General features: G+C 72.6%; 19 protein-coding genes. 10 read left to right on the top strand and 9 right to left on the bottom strand.

Annotation, left to right across the window (positions count from 1 at the left end; genetic code table 11):
• Positions 1-48 precede the first annotated feature (48 nt).
• Positions 49-1,176, top strand: coding sequence for a DUF5937 family protein (locus OG472_RS25155; RefSeq protein ID WP_405831355.1), 1,128 nt, complete (start codon positions 49-51; stop codon positions 1,174-1,176).
• A 251-nt stretch (positions 1,177-1,427) separates the two neighbouring features.
• A complete protein-coding gene (locus OG472_RS25150) occupies positions 1,428-2,978 on the top strand; it encodes a M28 family metallopeptidase (RefSeq protein ID WP_401610941.1) in 1,551 nt (516 codons plus the stop codon).
• Positions 2,979-3,119: 141 nt separating this feature from the next.
• On the opposite strand, the gene OG472_RS25145 is transcribed toward OG472_RS25150, so the two are convergent.
• Positions 3,120-4,085, bottom strand: coding sequence for an SAM-dependent methyltransferase (locus OG472_RS25145; protein ID WP_405834925.1), 966 nt, complete (start codon positions 4,083-4,085; stop codon positions 3,120-3,122).
• 155 nt (positions 4,086-4,240) lie between these two features.
• On the opposite strand from OG472_RS25145, the gene OG472_RS25140 reads away from it, so the two are divergent.
• Together OG472_RS25140 and OG472_RS25135 are read left to right on the top strand one after the other, a co-directional pair.
• Complete coding sequence (locus OG472_RS25140) at positions 4,241-5,443, top strand: sensor histidine kinase (protein ID WP_405831353.1); 1,203 nt, start codon at positions 4,241-4,243, stop codon at positions 5,441-5,443.
• Between the two features lie 17 nt (positions 5,444-5,460).
• On the top strand, positions 5,461-6,135 hold the full coding sequence (locus OG472_RS25135; protein ID WP_401610945.1) for a response regulator: 675 nt from the start codon (positions 5,461-5,463) through the stop codon (positions 6,133-6,135).
• 71 nt (positions 6,136-6,206) lie between these two features.
• Here the strand turns inward: OG472_RS25135 and OG472_RS25130 are convergent, their stop codons facing one another.
• From OG472_RS25130 to OG472_RS25120, 3 genes are all read right to left on the bottom strand, one after another.
• Positions 6,207-6,821 (bottom strand): hypothetical protein, encoded by a 615-nt coding sequence (locus OG472_RS25130; RefSeq protein WP_405831351.1) that lies wholly within the window; start codon positions 6,819-6,821, stop codon positions 6,207-6,209.
• Between the two features lie 148 nt (positions 6,822-6,969).
• A complete protein-coding gene (locus OG472_RS25125) occupies positions 6,970-8,343 on the bottom strand; it encodes a PH domain-containing protein (protein ID WP_405942081.1) in 1,374 nt (457 codons plus the stop codon).
• Positions 8,340-8,831, bottom strand: coding sequence for a PH domain-containing protein (locus OG472_RS25120; protein WP_405831349.1), 492 nt, complete (start codon positions 8,829-8,831; stop codon positions 8,340-8,342). The genes OG472_RS25125 and OG472_RS25120 overlap by 4 nt, the downstream gene beginning before the upstream one ends.
• A gap of 31 nt (positions 8,832-8,862) precedes the next feature.
• On the opposite strand from OG472_RS25120, the gene OG472_RS25115 reads away from it, so the two are divergent.
• The 5 genes from OG472_RS25115 (at position 8,863) to OG472_RS25095 (ending at position 13,555) form a co-directional block, all read left to right on the top strand.
• Complete coding sequence (locus tag OG472_RS25115; protein ID WP_361752564.1) at positions 8,863-10,005, top strand: NADH-quinone oxidoreductase subunit D; 1,143 nt, start codon at positions 8,863-8,865, stop codon at positions 10,003-10,005.
• Positions 10,006-10,070: 65 nt separating this feature from the next.
• Complete coding sequence (locus tag OG472_RS25110) at positions 10,071-11,015, top strand: nucleoside hydrolase (RefSeq protein ID WP_405831347.1); 945 nt, start codon at positions 10,071-10,073, stop codon at positions 11,013-11,015.
• A 96-nt stretch (positions 11,016-11,111) separates the two neighbouring features.
• Positions 11,112-11,963, top strand: a complete 852-nt coding sequence (locus OG472_RS25105) for an arylamine N-acetyltransferase (RefSeq protein ID WP_401610953.1) — start codon at positions 11,112-11,114, stop codon at positions 11,961-11,963.
• A gap of 29 nt (positions 11,964-11,992) precedes the next feature.
• Positions 11,993-12,208 carry a hypothetical protein gene (locus OG472_RS25100; RefSeq protein ID WP_383566661.1) on the top strand — a complete coding sequence of 72 codons (216 nt, stop codon included), beginning with the start codon at positions 11,993-11,995 and terminating at the stop codon, positions 12,206-12,208.
• Between the two features lie 84 nt (positions 12,209-12,292).
• Complete coding sequence (locus tag OG472_RS25095) at positions 12,293-13,555, top strand: alpha/beta hydrolase family protein (protein WP_405831341.1); 1,263 nt, start codon at positions 12,293-12,295, stop codon at positions 13,553-13,555.
• A 31-nt stretch (positions 13,556-13,586) separates the two neighbouring features.
• On the opposite strand, the gene OG472_RS25090 is transcribed toward OG472_RS25095, so the two are convergent.
• The gene (locus OG472_RS25090; RefSeq protein ID WP_405831339.1) at positions 13,587-14,477 is read right to left on the bottom strand and encodes an NAD(P)-dependent oxidoreductase; all 891 of its coding nucleotides are present in this window, start codon (positions 14,475-14,477) and stop codon (positions 13,587-13,589) included.
• A 117-nt stretch (positions 14,478-14,594) separates the two neighbouring features.
• Between OG472_RS25090 and OG472_RS25085 the strand changes: the two genes are divergently transcribed.
• Complete coding sequence (locus tag OG472_RS25085; RefSeq protein WP_383566669.1) at positions 14,595-15,188, top strand: TetR/AcrR family transcriptional regulator; 594 nt, start codon at positions 14,595-14,597, stop codon at positions 15,186-15,188.
• A gap of 66 nt (positions 15,189-15,254) precedes the next feature.
• Here the strand turns inward: OG472_RS25085 and OG472_RS25080 are convergent, their stop codons facing one another.
• The 4 genes from OG472_RS25080 to OG472_RS25065 form a co-directional block, all read right to left on the bottom strand.
• Complete coding sequence (locus OG472_RS25080) at positions 15,255-16,241, bottom strand: hypothetical protein (protein ID WP_401610959.1); 987 nt, start codon at positions 16,239-16,241, stop codon at positions 15,255-15,257.
• 109 nt (positions 16,242-16,350) lie between these two features.
• Positions 16,351-17,328 carry an ABC transporter substrate-binding protein gene (locus OG472_RS25075; RefSeq protein WP_405831338.1) on the bottom strand — a complete coding sequence of 326 codons (978 nt, stop codon included), beginning with the start codon at positions 17,326-17,328 and terminating at the stop codon, positions 16,351-16,353.
• A 32-nt stretch (positions 17,329-17,360) separates the two neighbouring features.
• Positions 17,361-18,029 (bottom strand): ABC transporter permease, encoded by a 669-nt coding sequence (locus tag OG472_RS25070; protein ID WP_383566678.1) that lies wholly within the window; start codon positions 18,027-18,029, stop codon positions 17,361-17,363.
• A 4-nt stretch (positions 18,030-18,033) separates the two neighbouring features.
• A complete protein-coding gene (locus OG472_RS25065) occupies positions 18,034-18,732 on the bottom strand; it encodes an ABC transporter permease (protein WP_401610963.1) in 699 nt (232 codons plus the stop codon).
• Between the last annotated feature and the right edge of the window lie 63 nt (positions 18,733-18,795).

Below are 18,795 nucleotides of genomic sequence, written 5' to 3'. Positions count from 1 at the left end.
CCGCCCGCCCTGCCGCTCCCCCGGCGGGCGGGACGACAGAATGGCCTGATGAGCGTCACGATCGACATCGCCGGACTCCCCGCAGAGCGGATCACCTTCGCGCCCTCCCCGCTCGCGGAGCTCTGCATGGCGCTGCACGCGCTCTCCCAGCCCGCGCACCACCCGGGGCTGACCTCTTGGACCACCGCCACCGCCGCCTCGCTCGATCCGTGCCTCGCGGACCGGCTGCTGGAGGCCGACTTCATGTGGCGGAGCTCGTTCTCCGACATCTTCATGCCCTTCGCCGGACTGCCCGGCGGAACCGGGCTGCCCGCCGCCACGCTGGCCGAGGCGCTGGACGTGCTCGACCGGCTGGACGACGAGCGGTTCGTGCGGGCCGCCCTGGAGCAGTGCTGGCTGGCGCTCTACAACGAGGGCGGACCGTCCTCCTCGCCCCTGGACAACCCGGCGGCGCGGGCCAAGGCGCTGGAGACGGCCGCCGCCCGCGGCCCGCGCCAGCTGGACTTCTCCATGCGGCTCCTCGACGACACGGCCGCCGTACGGGTGTGGATGCGGCGCCTCCTGGAGGACTGCGACGAGGCCTTCTTCGCCGAGACGTGGAAGCGCGTCGAGCCCGGGCAGAGCGCCGACGCCCGGCACAAGACGGAGGTGCTGCGCCGCAAGGGGCTGCCGGCCGTGCTGAAGGAGGTCTCGGCGGCGCTGAGCGTCGACGAGGGCGGCACCACCATCACCGCCGACAAGATGGTCCACGGATCGACGACCGCGACCGATCCCCGAATAGGCGCCGGCCTGGTCTTCGTGCCGACCAACTTCGGCTGGCCGCATCTGCTGGTGCTGCACGCGCCGGGCTGGCGACCGGTGGTCCACTATCCGCTCGGCTCCCCCGAACCGGTCTCCGAGCCCGGCTCGGTGGAGCTGCTCCAGCGGCGGATGGAGGCGCTGGCGCATCCCATGCGGATGATGCTGTGCCGGAGCCTGGCCCGGGCCCCGTTCACGACGAGCGAGCTGGCGACCGTGTACGGGATCACCGCGCCGGAGGTGTCACGGCATCTGGCCGTCCTGAAGAAGGCCGGCCTGATGCACACGCGACGACAAGGCCGCTACGCCCAGCACCAGTTGGATCTCGGGGCGGTCGCCCGCATCGGAGCCGACTTCATCGAGGGCGTCCTCCGCTAGGCGGAACCGGCGGGCGATTGGCCGGATTTCGTCGGCGCAGAGTCACCGATATACGGAATTCATAAACCGAAATCAGCGAAAACTCTGGCCATGATGGCCACTTGCTGTCTAACGTGCGCTCACTGTTTCCCCACCTGACGCACACCGATTCTGCGTTTCAGCTGCACCACGCTCTGCCTTGCTGTGCCCTGCTCTGCCTTGCTGTGCCCAGATCCGCCCGCCCTGCTCGCCTTTGTCGTGGAAGGACCTTCATGCCCTCACGCCGTATAGCCGCAGCAACCGCCGCCCTGGCCGCAGCGGCCCTCGTCTCACCGCTGCTGCTCGCCGGACCGGCCGGAGCCACCGGGAGCCCGCAGAGCGACGCCGCCCGCGGTGACGCGCTCGCAAGGAAGCTGGTCAAGGACGCGACCGGCAAGGGCGCCTACAACCACCTCAAGGTCCTGCAGTCCCTGGCCGACTACAACAACGGCAACCGTGCGGCCGGTTCCAAGGGCCACGAGCAGTCGGCCAAGTACATCGAGGCCGTGCTGAAGGCGGCCGGATACACCGTCACCCGCAACGAGTTCGACTTCGTCTACGTCGAGACGATCGAGGAGAAGCTGACGGTGGGCGGCGCGAACCAGCGCGACGTACCGATCCACCTGATGTCCTACACGGCGAACAGCCCGGAGGGCGGCGTGACCGCCCAGGTCGCCGTCGCCCCGGTCGACGCGGACGGGACGAACGGCTGCGAGCCGGGCGACTTCGCCTCCGGCACCTTCACCGGCAAGATCGCCCTGGTCAAGCGCGGCGGCTGCACCTTCGCGGTGAAGCAGCAGAACGCGGCGGCGGCCGGCGCGGTCGGCGCGGTCATCTACAACAACACCGCGGGCGCCCTCAACGGAACCCTCGGCGACCCGAACGCGGGCAAGGTCCCGACGGGCGGCATCACCCAGGCGGACGGCGAGAAGCTCGCCGCCGAGGCCGCGGCCGGCCCGGTCGAGGTCACCCTCGACATCCGGCAGCTGCGCGAGAACCGCAAGACGTTCAACGTCATCGCCGAGACCAAGGGCGGCGACGAGAACAACACCGTCTTCCTCGGCGCGCACCTCGACTCGGTCGCGGCCGGCCCGGGCATCAACGACAACGGCTCCGGCTCGGCGGGCATCCTCCAGGTCGCCCAGCGGCTCGCGAGCGAGCAGAAGAAGGTCAAGAACAAGGTCAAGTTCGCCTGGTGGTCGGCGGAGGAGTTCGGCCTGCTCGGCTCGGAGGCGTACGTCGCCGGGCTGACGGACGAGCAGAAGAAGCAGATCAAGCTCTACCTCAACTTCGACATGATCGCCTCGCCGAACTCCGCGTACTTCGTCTACGACGGCGACGACTCGGACGCCACCGGCGCGGGCCCCGGCCCGGCCGGTTCCGCCCAGCTGGAGAAGGGGATCACCGACTTCCTCGACTCGAAGAAGATCCCGCACGAGGGCACGGACTTCTCCGGCCGCTCGGACTACGGCCCGTTCATCGAGGTCGGCATCCCGTCCGGCGGCACCTTCACCGGCGCCGAGGGCATCAAGACCCCGGAGCAGGCCGCGAAGTTCGGCGGCCAGGCGGGCGTCGCCTACGACGTGAACTACCACGGCAAGGGTGACGACATCACCAACATCGACCAGAAGGCGCTCGACATCAACGTCGACGTCATCGCGGACGCGGTCGGCCACTACGCGCACGACCTGGCCCCGCTGTCGAAGCCGGTCGTCTCGACGCCGACGGGCGGCTCGGGCAGCGGCGGCGGCCTCCACCAGGGCCACGACGAGGTCCAGCAGTAACCCTTCCGTCCCCGGACCGTCAGGCGCGGCTGATCATCAGCCGCGCCTGACGGCGTACGGGGCCGACACCGCGCCGCCCGGTCAAGCCCCGGCATTCCAGCCCCGGCCGGCGCCGGCCGGGCTCCGCACACCGGGTCCGCGTCAGTCGGCGGCGGCCCCCGGCCAAGCCGCCCGGATCCCGACGGGCTGGCAGAGCCACAGGAAGTCGCCGAGCCCCCCGCGTGCCGTGAGCTCCGCCGCCTCGCCCGCAGACGCCAGCGCCCGGACGTACGCCACCGGATCCGCCGAGGCCAGCGCCAGCGCGGGGCGGGAGCCCGAGACCCCGAGCCTCGACAGCGCCTCGCGCTGGGTCAGCAGGACCGCGTCCGGTCCCGCACAGGAGTCCAGCGCCACGTGCGCGGTGACGTCACAGCTGCCGTCCGGGACGGGCGGGACCTCCCGGCCCGCCCGGAAGCCCGTCAGGGTGCCGTACGGCGGCCTCGCGTCGCGGGTGTGGGCGTAGTCCACCGCCACCGCCAGCCCCCGCTCCAGACTCGCCACGGCCGCCGCCCAGGCCTCGTCGCGCGCCCGTCCGATCTCCACCCGGCCGATCTCCACCCCGCCGGCCTCCGCACCGCCGCCGGGCCACCACCGCTCCAGCCAGGCCCGGTCCGCGCCGTCCAGCGGGCCGCCAGGGCTCTCCGTACCGTCCGGGGCGACCAGGACGTAGCGCCCGTCCTCCGCGATCTCCAGCGGCACGTTGTCCAGCCACTCGTTGGCGAAGAGCAGCCCCGTCGCCCGTTCGGGCGGGGCCGCGACCCAGCGGATCCGCGGGTCGAGCCCGGCCGGCCGCTCCGCCCGCTCCACGGCGTACGGGATCACCCGTGCGGCCGTCTCCGGGTCCAGCGCGGCCAGCACCCCGGCCAGCAGCTCCCCGCGCCCGGCCCCCACGTCGACCAGGTCCAGCCCCTGCGGGTGCCCGAGCTCCGCGTCCACCCGGCGCAGCAGCCGGGCCACGGCGCCCGCGTACAGCGCGGAGGCGTGCACGGAGGTGCGGAAGTGTCCGGCGGGCCCGGGCCCGCCCGGGCGCACGTAGAAGCCGCCGGGCCCGTACAGGGCGGCGTCCATCGCGTCGCGCCACCGGACCGGAGTCGTATGTCCCACCTGGGTGCTCACCCCACAAAGGTTAGGTTCACCCTCCACCTTGGGGAGTACGCCCCTGTTGCCAGGTTCGAACCTCTGGTTGACTCCAGCACCTATCGTCGTTCCCTACTCTGGGTTACGTGCAGCGCCTCTACGACTTCCTCCGCAGACACCCGACGGGCGTCGACAGCTTCTGGGCTGTCCTCTTCTTCGGGGTCTCGATGCTGAACGTCGTGGGTGAGCCCGACATCGGCAGACCCTTGAAGTTCGCCGCCGTCCCCGTGGTGATCGCACTGAGCACGGCCGTGGCCCTGCGCCGCAAATGGACGCAGGCCATGTTCTGGCTCACCCTCGGGGCGGGCGTCTTCCAATTGCTGATGGGGATCGTCGCCGGGGTCTACGACGTCGCGATGTTCGTGATCCTCTTCACGGTCGCCGCGAGCGAGGTCCCGCGCTGGGTCTCCCGCACCGCACTGGGCTGGGGGCTGGCCGCCGCGCCGCTGTACTTCGTGCGCTTCGGCGTGGACAAGGGCAGCAACAGCGTCGACAACGTCCTCTTCGCCGTCTTCATGGTCATCCCCTTCGTGCTGGCCTGGGTGCTGGGCGACTCCCTGCGCACCCGCCGGGCCTACTACGCCCAGCTGATCGAGCGGAACCAGCGGCTGGAGAAGGAGCGCGAGGCCCAGGCCAAGGTGGCCGTGGCCGGCGAGCGCGCCAGGATCGCCCGCGAGCTGCACGACGTCGTCGCGCACAACGTCTCGGTGATGGTGGTCCAGGCGGACGGGGCGGCGTACGTCATGGACGTGGCTCCCGAGCAGGCCAAGGAGGCCCTCCAGACCATCTCCGGCACCGGCCGCCAGGCCCTCGCCGAGATGCGCCGGCTGCTGGGCGTCCTGCGCACCGGCGAGCCGCAGGAGTCCGAGGACTACGTGCCGCAGCCCGACGTCGAACAGATCGAGGTCCTGGTCGAGCAGGTACGGGCGGCCGGGCTCGCGGTGGACTTCGAGGTCGAGGGCGCACCGCGGCGGCTGCCCAGCGGGGTCGAGCTGACGGCGTACCGGATCGTGCAGGAGGCGCTGACCAACACCCGCAAACACGGCGGCCCCGAGGCGAAGGCCAGCGTCCGGCTGGTCTACTTCGACGACGGACTCGGCCTGCTGGTCGAGGACGACGGCCGGGGCGCGGCCCACGAGCTGTACGAGGACGGCGGCGCGGACGGCGCCGGGCACGGACTGATCGGCATGCGCGAGCGGATCGGTATGGTCGGCGGAACCCTGGACGCGGGCCCGCGTCCCGGCGGCGGCTTCCGGATCAGCGCACTGCTTCCCCTGAAGAAGAGATGACGAGGACGAGGTAACTGATGTCCATCCGAGTGATGCTGGTCGACGACCAGGTGCTGCTGCGCACCGGCTTCCGGATGGTGCTCGCCGCCCAGCCGGACATGGAGGTCGTCGCCGAGGCGGGCGACGGCCTGGAGGCGCTGGAGGTGCTGCGGGCCACGAAGGTGGACGTGGTGCTGATGGACGTCCGCATGCCGCGGCTGGACGGTGTCGAGGCGACGCGGCGGATCTGCGAGCCGGACGAGCACCCGAAGGTCATCATCCTGACCACCTTCGACCTGGACGAGTACGCCTTCTCCGGCCTGAAGGCCGGTGCGAGCGGCTTCATGCTGAAGGACGTCCCGCCGGCCGAGCTGCTGGGGGCCATCCGCTCGGTGCACAGCGGGGACGCGGTGGTGGCCCCGTCCACGACGCGCCGGCTGCTGGACCGCTTCGCGCCGATGCTGCCGACGACCACGCAGGAGCCGCAGAACAAGGAGATCGAGCGGCTGACGGAGCGCGAGCGCGAGGTCATGCTGCTGGTGGCACAGGGGCTGTCGAACGGGGAGATCGCCGCCCGGCTGGTCCTCTCCGAGGCGACCGTGAAGACGCACGTGGGCCGCATCCTGACGAAGCTGGGGCTGCGCGACCGGGTGCAGGTGGTGGTCCTGGCGTACGAGACGGGTCTGGTCCGCGCGGGCGGCGGCGCCGGGTAGCCCGCTTCACGAGCGTTTCCCCTCGGGCCGCCCCGGCCCGAGGGGAAACGCCGTGCGCGGCCCGGGCGGCGTCAGCGGATGACGAACTCGCAGCCGTGGGCGGGCGTGACGCTGAGGCCGTCGAGGGCGGCCTGGTCGGCCACGACGATGTCGAAGCCGGCGCCGCAGGCGATCCGGTCGAAGCCGCCGTTCTTGCTGACGATGGTGTCGTTGCCCCCGCCCCCGTCGAAGGTGAGACTGCCGGGCGTGGAGTTCCAGCCGTCGGGGTCCGTCAGCCGGTCGTTGCCGCCCCCGCCGGTGATGCTGTCCTCACCCGCTCCGCCGTCGACATCGGCGGGAATCGAGGTCTGGTTGCTCAGGACGTCGTTCCCGTTGCCCAGAGCGGCCTGGATACGGGTCACGCCACCGCCGCAGTTGACCGCGTTGGGGTTCAGCTGGGCGCAGCCGGGACCTGCGGTGAGCGTGCTCGTCGTGTCACTGACGATGACGTTGGAGCCGCTCAATTGGATTTTCACGGTGTTCTGTTCTCCGGGCAGGGCCGCGAAGAGGATCGCGCCGCCCGACTTCGTCACGAACGACGGGTCGGCGGCGGCCGGGCCCGCGAAGGCCATCGTCAGCGCGAGCGCGGCCACGACGGGGGCGGCCACTCGTGCCATGCGCGGGAGACGTGCGGCGTTCAGGTTCATCAGTGCTGTCCCTTGGGGTTGCTGACGACGGATCAGGCGAGGATCCGTCGCCCCCTTCGCTACCCGGAGTCACCGATAGGTTCTTCCTGTAATCACACAGTTACCTCGTGTGCCGCAGCCGGCCCCCCGTCCGGCTCACGGGCCCGGCTCACGCCCCGGGCTCCGTCATCCAGCGGTCCGGGCGGGCCGACGCACGGGAGGTGCGGGCCCGGACGGCCTGGGCGGCCAGCAGGGCGGCGGCCTCGTCCGCCGCGCGCAGCCGGGCCGTGACCGTGCCGTTCGCGCCGGTGTCCACGTGTACGTCGGCCAGGCCGCGGGCGCGGGCCCACGGGCCCTGGGTGAGGCGGACGCTCTGCACCTTGGCGTGCGGGACGATCTCCGTTCGGCGGCACAGGCGGCCGTGCCGTGCGGCGAACACCTCCGGGGAGACGGCCAGCGCGTAACCCTTCCACCACACCGGGACCACCCAGCGCGAGCCCGTGCGCGGGGAGCCGGAGAAGGACAGGGCTGCCAGGTCCACCCCGGGCAGCACCCGGGCGATCACGGCGTACGCCGCGGCCCGCGAGGCCACCGGGACCAGGACCTCGTTCTTCGAGCCCGCCACGGCCAGCTCCACGCGGACCCGGTCGCGCCGCCGCCACAGCAGCGGCTCCACGATCCGTACGGTCTGCACGCGCCCCGGCGGCACGGTCTCGTGGGCCCGGTCCAGCATGCCGTGGTCCAGGCGCAGCCCGTCCGGGGACTCCGCGACCCGCCAGTCGTACTCCGCGAGGAAACGGCCCGCGGTGGCCGCCCAGACCGCGCCGAGCAGCGGGAGCAGGGCGACGACGGCCGCCCACGGGCTGGAGCTGAACCACCACACGGCCACCGGCCCGACGACCCCGGCCGCGAGCGCCGCCAGGACGCCGAGGCTGAGCAGCAGCGACACGACGAGCTCGCGCGGGCTCACCCGCAGCAGCTCCCGGTCGGGGGCCTCGCCGAGGCGCACCGCCTCCTCGGGGGCGAAGCCCGCCGCGCGGGCGAGTAGTTCGGCCCGCAAGGCGACGGCCTCCTTCTCGCCGAGGAAGGACAGCTGGTCCTTGTCGTCGGTGCCGATGACGTCGAGGCGCAGGCTGGCGACGCCGGTCAGCCGGGCCAGCAGGGGGCGGGTGACGTCCACGGCCTGGAGGCGGTCGAGGCGGATGTGCGCGGTGCGGCGGAAGAGCAGCCCGGTGCGGATGCGCAGTTCGGTGTCGGTCACGGCGTAGTGGGTGAACCACCAGCTCAGGAAGCCGTAGACGGCGAAGACGAGGACGATGGCGGCCAGTGCCAGCAGCCGCAGGAGGACCGACAGGCCCGCCATCCACTTCTGGGCCTGGTCGCCCTGCTGGGCGATCACGCCGACGGTCGCGGCGATCGGCACCCAGGCGCGGCGCAGCGGTGTGAAGGGGTGCAGCCGCCGTCCGCCCGCGGCGGGCTCGGCGGCGGGGGCGGCAGCGGGGGTGGGGGTCAGCGGGTCCCCGCCCGCCGGGCCGGAGGTCACAGCCCCGCCGACCTTGCCTCGCCGAGGGCGGTGAGGCGGTCGCGCAGCCGCTCCGCCTCGGCGGGCACCAGGCCCGGGATCTTGGCGTCGGTGGCCGCCGCCGCCGTGTGCAGCTGTACGGAGGCCAGTCCGAAGCGCCGCTCCAGCGGGCCCGAGGTGACCTCGACCAGCTGCATCCGCCCGTACGGGACCACGGTCTCCTCCCGCCACAGCACGCCCCGGCTGATCAGCAGGTCGTCCGCGCGCTCGGCGTACCGCCAGGACCGCCAGTTCCGGCCGAGCAGCACCCAGCCCCAGACCAGGGCGGCGAGCCACGGCACCGCGAAGAACGCCCACCACGGGCCGACCGTCAGCCCCAGTACGACGGCCGTCACGGCGGCGAACCCCGTCGTCCAGATCACCAGCAGCAGCCGCCGCAGAGTGAGCAGCCCGCCCGGCAGCCCCACCCACACGGGCCCGCCCGTCTCACCCTCTGTCCCCGTATCCATGCCCTCAGCCTAGGACTGAGACAATGCCCGCATGACGGAGACCACGGTCGGCATCGGCGGAGCGGCGGAGAGCACCGACATGGTGCTCAACATCGGCCCCCAGCACCCTTCCACGCACGGCGTGCTGCGCCTGCGCCTCGTCCTGGACGGCGAGCGGATCGTCAGCGCCGAGCCCGTGGTCGGCTATATGCACCGCGGCGCCGAGAAACTCTTCGAGGCCCGCGACTACCGGCAGATCGTGATGCTCGCGAACCGCCACGACTGGCTGTCCGCGTTCTCCAACGAGCTCGGCGTGGTCATGGCCGTCGAGCGGATGCTCGGCATGGAGGTCCCCGAGCGGGCCGTGTGGATGCGGACCCTGCTCGCCGAGCTGAACCGGGTGCTGAACCACCTGATGTTCCTCGGCTCATACCCGCTCGAACTGGGTGGAATCACCCCGATCTTCCACGCGTTCCGCGAGCGCGAGGAGCTCCAGGCCGTCATGGAGGAGATCTCCGGCGGCCGCATGCACTACATGTTCAACCGCGTCGGCGGCCTCAAGGAGGACCTGCCGGCCGGCTGGCTCGGCCGGGCCCGCGCCGCCATCGCCGACGTCAACACCCGCATGCACGTCTACGACGACCTGGTGCGCGGCAACGAGATCTTCCGCGCCCGCACCCGCGGCGTCGGGGTCCTGTCCGCCGAGGCGGTGCACGCGTACGGGGTCTCCGGCCCGATCGCCCGCGCCTCCGGCGTCGACTTCGACCTGCGCCGCGACGAGCCCTACCTGGCCTACGGCGAGCTGCAGGACGTCCTCAAGGTCGTCACCCGCACCGAGGGCGACTGCCTGGCCCGCTTCGAATGCCTGCTGGAGCAGACCCACAACGCGCTCGACCTGGCCGTCGCCTGCCTGGACCGGATGGCGGAGCTGCCGCCGGGGCCGGTCAACCAGCGGCTGCCCAAGGTCCTGAAGGCGCCCGAGGGCCACACGTACGCCTGGACCGAGAACCCGCTCGGCATCAACGGCTACTACCTCGTCTCGAAGGGCGAGAAGACCCCGTACCGGCTGAAGCTGCGCAGCGCCTCGTACAACAACATCCAGGCCCTGGCCGTGCTGCTGCCGGGGCAGCTCGTCGCGGACATGGTGGCGATCCTGGGCTCGCTCTTCTTCGTGGTCGGGGACATCGACAAGTAGAGACCGCGCGAGCGGCCCCTTCGGCGGCAGACTGGGTGGTCCACAGTCCGACGAGGAGGTCGCCCGTGCCCGTCCCGATCATCATCGACTGCGATCCCGGGCACGACGACGCACTGGCGATCATGCTGGCGGCGGCGAACCCGGCGGTCGACCTGCTCGCCATCACCACCGTCGCCGGCAACCAGACGCTGGAGAAGACCTCCCTCAACGCACGCCGGGTGTGCACCGTCGCCGGGATCACCGACGTGCCCATCGCCGCCGGGTGCGACCGGCCGCTGCTCCAGCAGCTGGCCGTCGCGGACGACGTGCACGGCGAATCCGGGATGGACGGACCGCATTTCCCCGAGCCCACGGTCGACCTGGTCCCCGAGCACGCGGTGGAGCTCATCCACCGGATCCTCGTGGAACACCCGGAGCCGGTCACCCTGGTCCCCACCGCCCCGCTGACCAACATCGCCCTGCTGCTGACCCGCTACCCCGACAGCGCCGCCCGCATCCGCGAGATCGTGCTGATGGGAGGCTCCACGGAGCGGGGCAACCGCACCCCCGCGTCCGAGTTCAACATCCACACCGACCCGGAGGCCGCGGACATCGTCTTCCGCAGCGGGGTACCCGTGACCATGTGCGGGCTCAACGTCACCCACCAGGCCCTCGCCACGCCCGAGGTCCTGGCCCGCTTCGAGGGCCTCGGCACCGAACTCGGCGACATCTGCGCCGGATTGCTGGCCTACTTCGGATCGACGTACAGGCGGCTGTGGAACATGCCCCATCCGCCGCTGCACGATCCCGTCGCGGTGGCCCGCGTGATCGACCCGGCCGTCGTGGAGTGCGTGGAGGCGAACGTCACCGTGGAACTGCACGGCCGGTACACGCGCGGGGCCACCGTGGTGGACCTCCACCGGTACCTGGACCGCCCGGTCAACGCGAAGGTCGCCGTGACCCTCGACACCGGGCTCTTCTGGGACCACATGGTCGACGCCGTCGCAGCCCTCGGCAGGCCACGCCCGTGACCGCCGGGGCATCGGAGGCACAGGAGGCACCGGAGGCGTCGGGAGCGTCGGGGTAAATCCCGGGGACCGCACCCGGCCGGCGCCTAGGCTGACCGGATGATCTCCGACATATTCGACGGCTACCTGCGCCGGCTCGGCGTCATCGATCCCGGAGCCCCCAGCGTGGAAGGGCTGTTCGCGCTCCAGCGCGCCCACCTGGAGCGCATCGCCTACGACAACATCGACATCCAGCTCGGCCGGCCGCCCGGCATCGACCCCGAACTGTCGGCCCGCCGCTTCGCCGCCGGCCGCGGCGGTTACTGCTTCCACCTCAACGGCGGCCTCGCGCTCCTCCTGGAGACCCTCGGCTACGAGGTGACCCGGCACATCGGCGGCGTGTGCGACGACGCCGCCTCCCGCGAGGTCGGCGGCGGCCACCTCACCCTGACCGTCCGCGTCGACGGGACCGCGTACTGGGTGGACGCCGGGCTCGGGGACGGCCCGTACGAGCCGCTGCCGCTGCGCGAGGGGGCGTACGAGCAGGGCGGCCTGCGGTACCGGCTGGAGCGGCTGGAGCCGCTGGAGGGCGAGGGAGAAGGCTGGAGCCTCCTCACCCCCGACATGCACATGCCCCGCATGAACTTCCGGGACGCCCCGGCGGCGACGGCCGACTTCGAGGCCATGCACACCTGGCTGTCGACCGCCGAGGACTCGGTCTTCGTCCGGACCTTCGCGCTGTTCCGCCGTGACGCGGAGGGCGCGGACGTGCTGCGCGGCCGCATCCTGACCCGGCTCGACTCCGCGAAGGGGACCAGCGAGCGGGAACTGGCCGACGAGGACGAGCTCTTCGAGGTCATCGGGAGCGTCTTCGGGCGCGGACTGGACGACCTGACCGCCGCCGACCGGGCGGCGCTGTGGGCCCGGGTCCAGCAGGCCCACGAGGCGTGGCTCGCCGCCCGGCAGGGCTGATGTCGGCGGGGCAGGGCAGACTGGGGGCCATGTCCCACTCCCCCCGCCGGGCCTGCCCCGCCTGCGGCCGCGACTGCGCCGTCACCGCCGGCCGGATCGCCCGCCACGACCCCCCGGCCGGGCGCGAACGCGGCGACCTGGTGTCCTGCCCCGGATCCCGGGCCCGGGTGGTGCTCGGCGCCTCCGCGCCGACGCTGGACGGCTTCGTGCTGCCCGAACACCCCGGTCAGCTACCGCTGTTCTGAGCCCGTTCCCGGGGGCTTTCCCCCCTCAACCGGCGGGGGCCGACCGGATGTCGGGGCCGGGCGGGCGACCGTAGCGTCTCCGCCATGACGCTCACGCAGAACAGCAGGCAGCGGCGCCGGCAGTGGTTGCGGCGCGGCGCCGCGGCCGTGGCCCTCGCGGCGGTACTCGGCGGGATCGCCGCCCCGGCGGCCCTGGCCGCGCCCGCCTCCGCCGCCACCACCGTTGCACCCGCCTCGGCCACCGCCCGCGGGACCCTGATCTCCGTCACCCCCCTCGACACGCTCGGCCGCGAGCAGGTCTCCGCCGCACTCGCCGCGTTCGGCTTCGACACCGGGACCGTCCGGTACGGGGTGACCGCGCACCGGCTGACCTACGCCACCGTGGACCCCCACGGCCGCCCCACCACCGCCACCGGGCTGCTGGTCCTGCCGCGCGGCGGCCCGCACCGCCTGGACCTGGTCTCCGACACCCACGGCACGCTGGCCACCCGCGACGACGCCCCGTCCGGCGGGGCCGGCTACAACCGGCTCACCCCGTACCTGCACGCCTCCGCCGGCCGCGCCGTCGCCGCCCCCGACTACCTGGGCCTGGGCGGCGGCCCCGGCAGCCACCCGTACATGGACACCCGGTCCTCCGTGACCGCCTCCGTCGACATGCTGAAGGCCGCCCGCACCGCCGCCGGCCGGCTGGGCCGTCCCGTCACCCGCGACGTGTACGCCACCGGCTTCTCGCAGGGCGGCCAGGTGGCGATGGCCCTGGGCCGCGAACTCTCCCGCGGCCGCGACGGGTTCCGGCTGCGGGCGCTGGCCCCGATGGCCGGCCCGTACGACCTGACCGGCTCCGAGATACCGGCGATCGGCGACGGCCGGGTCGCACCCGTGTCCGCCGTCTTCTACCTCTCCTATTTCCTCACCGCCCAGAACCGGCTGCACCCGCTCTACAAGGACCCCGCCGAGGTCTTCCGCGCACCCTATGCACAGGCTGTGGAAGGCCTGTTCGACGGGAGCCACCGGGAGCAGGACATCGTGGCCGCGCTCCCCGCGACACCGCAGGAGCTCCTCACCCCGGAGTGGGCCGAGAACATCCGCGAGCCGCACGGGGCGCTGCGCGAGGTCCTGGCGGCCAACGACGGCGCCTGCGACTGGAAGCCGGCCGCGCCCGTACGCCTCTACACGGGCGCCGCCGACACCGACGTGCCGATCGCCAACACCCGTGCCTGCGCCGCCGATCTGGCCCGCCACGGGGTCCGCGCGAAGGTCGTCGACCAGGGGCCGGACGCCGACCACTTCACCACGGCCGTCCGCTCGGCGCCGCAGGCCGTCCGCTGGTTCGACTCGATCCGCTAGGGCCCGTCCGCCTGTGGGCCCCCGGCCGGGCCTAGGCGGGCTTGCCGGCGCCGCCCAGCAGCCCGATCAGCCGCGAGCTGCTGTCGGCGCCGAAGCCCGCGGCGACCCCGCGCCGGTAGAGCTCGGCGTGCGCGGCGAGGATCCCGGTGTCCACACCGGAGTCGGCGGCCGTGTGCAGGACGTGCTCGACGCTGGCGGCGCACATGGCGAGGCGCTCGTACGCGCCCCCGTGCTCGCCGGCGTCGACGCGCGGGGCGCCCTGGGTGTAGAAGCCGCGCATGCTGTCGGCCGTGTAGCCGGCGTAGGGCAGGATGTCGGCAGCCGTCAGCCCGTTGGCGCGGGCGACGGCGAGGGCCTGGTACCAGCCCGTGTAGGCGGTCCAGAAGAGGATCATGTTGAGCTGGTAGTACAGCTGCGCGTAGCCGGGGTCGGCGCCCCGGTAGTCGGTGGCGGCGAGCACGTCGAGCGCGGCGCGGTGCTCCTCGTAGACCTCCTCCGTGCCGCTGACGAAGACGGAGGAACCCTCCTGCCCGATGCCGGTCGGGGGGACGTTGACCCCGCCGGTGAGGTACGCGGCCCCGCGCTCCCCGGCCCACCGTGCGGCCGCGCGGGCCTTGTCCGGGACGTCCGAGGACAGGTTGGCGAGCACCCGGCCGCGCAGGTCGGTGTCGCCGAGCGCGCCGTACATGGCCTCCACGTCGATGAGGCTGAGCACGGTCAGCCGGCTGGCGGCGACGGCCTCGCCGATGCCGGCCGCCCGGCGGGCCCCGCGGGCCACGAGGTCGGCGTCCTTGCCCGCGCTGCGGTTCCAGACGGTGACCTCGTAGCCGGCGTCGAGGTAGGCGGCGGCCATGGCCCGGCCCATGGGGCCGAGACCGACGACGGTGACCTTGGTGTCCTGGACGGTCGAAACCTGGTTCATGACGGAGTCCTCCCCCTGCGAAATGGACTAGAACGAACGCTCTATCCAGCGATCGGGACGACCGTAACACGGACTAGAACGAACGCTCTATCTAGAATCGGCGGTAGGATCACGTCCATGGCAGCAGCAGGGACGAAGACAGAACTGGGCACGCGCGACCGGCTGGTCCGCACCGCCTCCCGCCTCATGCAGCACGGCGGTTACGAGAACACCCCGGTCAAGCAGCTCGTCCGCGAGGCCGAGGCGACCCTGGGCTCGCTGTACCACTTCTTCCCGGGCGGCAAGCAGGAGCTCGCGGTGGCCGCGATCCACTTCGGCGACGAGGAGTTCGCCGGGATGCTCCGCACCGGACTGGCCGCCCACCAGGATCCGGCGGAGGCGGTCGAGGCCGTCGCCGTCCTGCTCGCGCAGGAACTGCAGGCCTCCGACTGGAGGGACGGCTGCCCGGTGACGGCCACGGCCCTGGAGACGGTCGGCCGGGTGCCGGAGATCCAGGCGGCCTGCGCCCGGGCCTTCGCCCACTGGCAGGAGCTGGTCGCCGCGAAGCTCCTGGCTTCGGGCCACCCCGAGCCGGAGGCGCGCGATCTGGCGGTCACCGTGATCAACACCCTGGAGGGCGCCGAGATGACCTCACAGGTCACCCAGAGCCGCACCCCGCTCCTGGTGGCGGGCCGGCACCTGGCCCGGCTGGTGGCCTCGTACCGGGACTGAGCACGGGCCGGACGGGGACGTGCCGGACGGGGACGGGCCGACGGCGAACGGGGACGGGGACGGGCGCTACGAGATCGCGGTGCGCAGCCGGACCACGTCGATCGGCTCGGTCTCGTCGTGGGCCGTCAGGTCGATGACCTGGCCCACCGCACGGGTCTCGGCGGTCGCCGGCTTGAACTCCGGTCCGGGGGCGTCCTGGGCGGACTCCGCCTTGTGGACCGCGAGGGCCTCGGCGCCGACCACGTCGGCCAGGTCCTCGTTCTGGACCGCCTCGATCACCGCACGGGCCTGCGCCGCGTTCTTGGTGCCGAAGAAGTCGAAGCCGCCCTCGACGCGGGAGGCCGTACGCCGCTGGGCCGCGTACGGGGCCACCGCCGCAGCCGGACGCCGGGCGGGGACCGCGGAGGCGGGGGCCCCGGGCGAGGGGAGCGCCGGCGCGGCGGGGGCCGCGGGCAGCGCCGCCTGCGTCTGCGCCCTGCGGGCCAGCGCCCCCAGAGCCGCGTGGGCCCGGGCGTAGCCGACCGTGGTGGGCGCGCCCGCCGAGGTGCGCTCCTCGGAGACCGGCGGAAGTTCCTTCTGCGCCGCAGCCGGGGCCGCGGAGGCCTCGATGGCCAGCAGCCGGCGGCCCTCCAGGGCGCTGGCGCGCTCGGTCTCGGCGGTCGCGTACCGCCGCAGCAGCGCCGCGTGCTCGCCGCGCAGCCCGGCCAGTTCGACCCGCTTGGCGCGCAGCTTGGCGTCGAGCCGGCCGCGCAGCACGCGGGCCTCTTCGAGGTCGGATTCGAGCTCGGCTATCCGCTCGTCCGTCCGCCACTCGTCCTTGACCCGCTCGCGCACGAGCTCCGCGACGCGGCGGCCGGCCGAGCGGTCCCAGGCGCGCATCACGACGGCGCCGCCGACCCCGGCGGCCGCGGTGACGGCCACGAGGAGCCTCAGCGCCAGCGGTTCCGCGAGCAGCCAGGCCGCTCCGGCGCTGATGACGGACACACCTGCGACGGTCGTCGGCGTGAGCAGCCGGTGCAGGGGTTCGGGATTGCGGTGGCGTCCACGGGGCATGGCCCGAAATTTACAGGGCGTGGGGGTCCAGCGGGATACCCGCCCGGCAAATCTCTTGCCGCTCTTCCCGGGCAGGTACGCCACATTCCTCCATCAACCCACGTGACTTCTACTTCTTCAGAAGGCCCTTGGACTCCAGGTAGGCCTTCGCCACGTCCGCCGGCTTGGCGCGCTCCGCGTCCACCTTCCGGTTCAGGTCGACGAGGTCGGCCGTCGTGAGGGCCTTGGTCAGCTTGTCGAGGGCGGCCGCGACCTCGGGGGCGCCGGCGTCCTTGGCGTTGACCACCGGGAGCACGTTGTCGGCGTTCTGGAGCTTCTTGTCATCCTCCAGCAGGACCAGGCCGAAGCTGTCGAGGGTGGCGTCCGTGGTCGTGGTCAGCACGAGCTGGTCGACGCCGTCCTTGACGGCCTGCTTGGCCTGCGGGGTGCCGACGCCCTTCGGGTCAATGCCGGAAACCTGAATTCCGTATGTCTTCGTCAACCCCGGTGCGCAGAAGGGCCGTACGGAGCATTCGTCGCCCGCCGCGATCTTCACCTTCAGCCCCGACTTACCAAGATCGGAAAGCGTCTTGAGGTTGTTCTTCTGGGCGAATTCCTTGGTCACCGCGAATGCGTTCTGGTCGACCGCCCCGCCCGCGGGCAGCGCCTTCAGCCCGAGCGGGGCGGCGAGCTTCTCCAGGCCCGCCACCGTCGCCGCGACGTCGCTCGACGCCACCGGCTTCTCCTCGGGCGCCTTCGGGCCGTTCACCTTGGCGTTGAGGAACTCCGCGAGCGTGGCCGCGTACTCCGGGACGACGTCGATCTCGCCCTTCTCCAGCGAGGGTTCGTACAGCTCGCGGTTGTTGACCGTCTTGACGGAGGTGCTGTAGCCCGCGTCCTTGAGGACCTGCGCGTACAGCTCCGCCAGCACGTTCGACTCGGTGAACCCGGCGGCGCCGACGACCAGGCTGCCCTTGCCCTCCGCGGCCGGGGCCGAGGAGCCGCCGTCCTTGCTCTTCTCCAGGCTGTCGCCGCCGCACGCGGCCAGCGACACCGTCAGGGCCAGGGCGCCCAGGGACGCGCCGAGGACGCGCGTGGTCTTGGTCATGGAGTGACTCCGTTCGAGACTGTGGACAGGATTCAGCGGTGGCCCGCGGCCCGCGGCAACAGCCGGTCCGCCGCCACCAGCACGCCCTCCACCAGCAGGGCTAGCGCCGCCACCAGCAGGGCGCCCGCGACGACCTGCGGGGTGTTGTACGTGTTGAAGCCGGCGGTGATGATCCGGCCGAGGCCGCCCTGGCCGACCATGGCGGCGATCGTGGCCGTGGCGATGACCTGCACCGCGCCCGAGCGCAGCCCGGTCATCACCAGGCCGCGGGCCAGCGGGAGCTCGACGCGCAGGAAGAGCTGGCCGCCGGACATGCCCATGCCCCGGGCGGCCTCCACCACCGAGCGGTCCACCTCGCGCATGCCGACGTACGCGTTCGTCAGCAGCGGCGGGACGGCGAACAGCACGAGCGCGGCGATGGTCGGCAGATAGCCCGCGTTGCGCAGCGGGGAGACCATGAACAGCGCCAGCACCGCGAAGACCGGAACGGCCCGGCCGATGTTGGAGACGTTGATCGCGAGGGCGCCGCCCTTGCCGAGGTGGCCGAGGTACAGGCCGACCGGCAGCGCCACCGCGCAGGCGATGGCCAGCGCGACCCCGCTGACGTAGACGTGCTCGCCGAGCCGGTGCCAGACCCCGCTCTCCCCCGACCAGTTGGCGCCGTTCGCCAGCCAGTCCCAGGCCCCTCCCAGTACTCCCACGGGCTCAGGCCCCCTTCCCGGAAGCCGCCGGGCGGGCTCCGGCCCGGGTCCACGGCGTGAGCAGCCGCTGTATGCCCAGCAGCAGGAGGTCGGCCACGAGGGCGAGCAGCACGCACAGCACCGAGGCGGTGAGCACCTGGGCCTTGAAGGAGCTGTTCACCGCGGGGGCGATGAGGTTGCCGAGGCCGCCCTTGCCGACGATGGAGCCGACCGTGGTCAGCGCGACCGTGGAGACGGTGGCGATCCGTACGCCGGCGAGCAGCGCGGGCAGCGCCAGTGGCAGTTCGACCTGCCACATCAGCCGACCCGGGCCGTAGCCCATGCCGCGCGCGGCCTCGCGCACCTCCTCGGGCACGGCCTCCAGGCCGGCCAGCACGTTGCGCACCAGGATCGTCAGCGAATACAGCACGAGCCCGGTCACCACCAGCGCCGCCGAGAGCCCGAAGACCGGCAGCAGCAGGGAGAACATGGCCAGTGAGGGGACCGTGTAGAGCAGCGTGGTGAAGGCGAGCACGGGCGCCGCCCAGTGCCGGCCGCGGCGGGCCAGCAGGGCGAGCGGCACGGACACGACGATGCCGATCAGGACCGACACGGCCGTGATCCAGATGTGTTCGACGGTGGCGTCGGTGAGTTCCTGGGAACGGGAGGTGACGTAGTCCCAGCAGATCCAGTCGTTCGCCACCAGGCAGTTCTGCCCGGCCATGCACCTCACCCCCCGCTTTCGAACACACGTCTTCCGATCACACAGCCACGAGCGACCATAACC

Source organism: Streptomyces sp. NBC_00207 (assembly GCF_045160965.1).
In the GTDB taxonomy this organism is placed as follows: Bacteria; Actinomycetota; Actinomycetes; order Streptomycetales; family Streptomycetaceae; genus Streptomyces.
The sequence above is the reverse complement of the archived record's forward strand: the minus strand, read 5'-3'. Positions and strand labels throughout refer to the sequence as shown.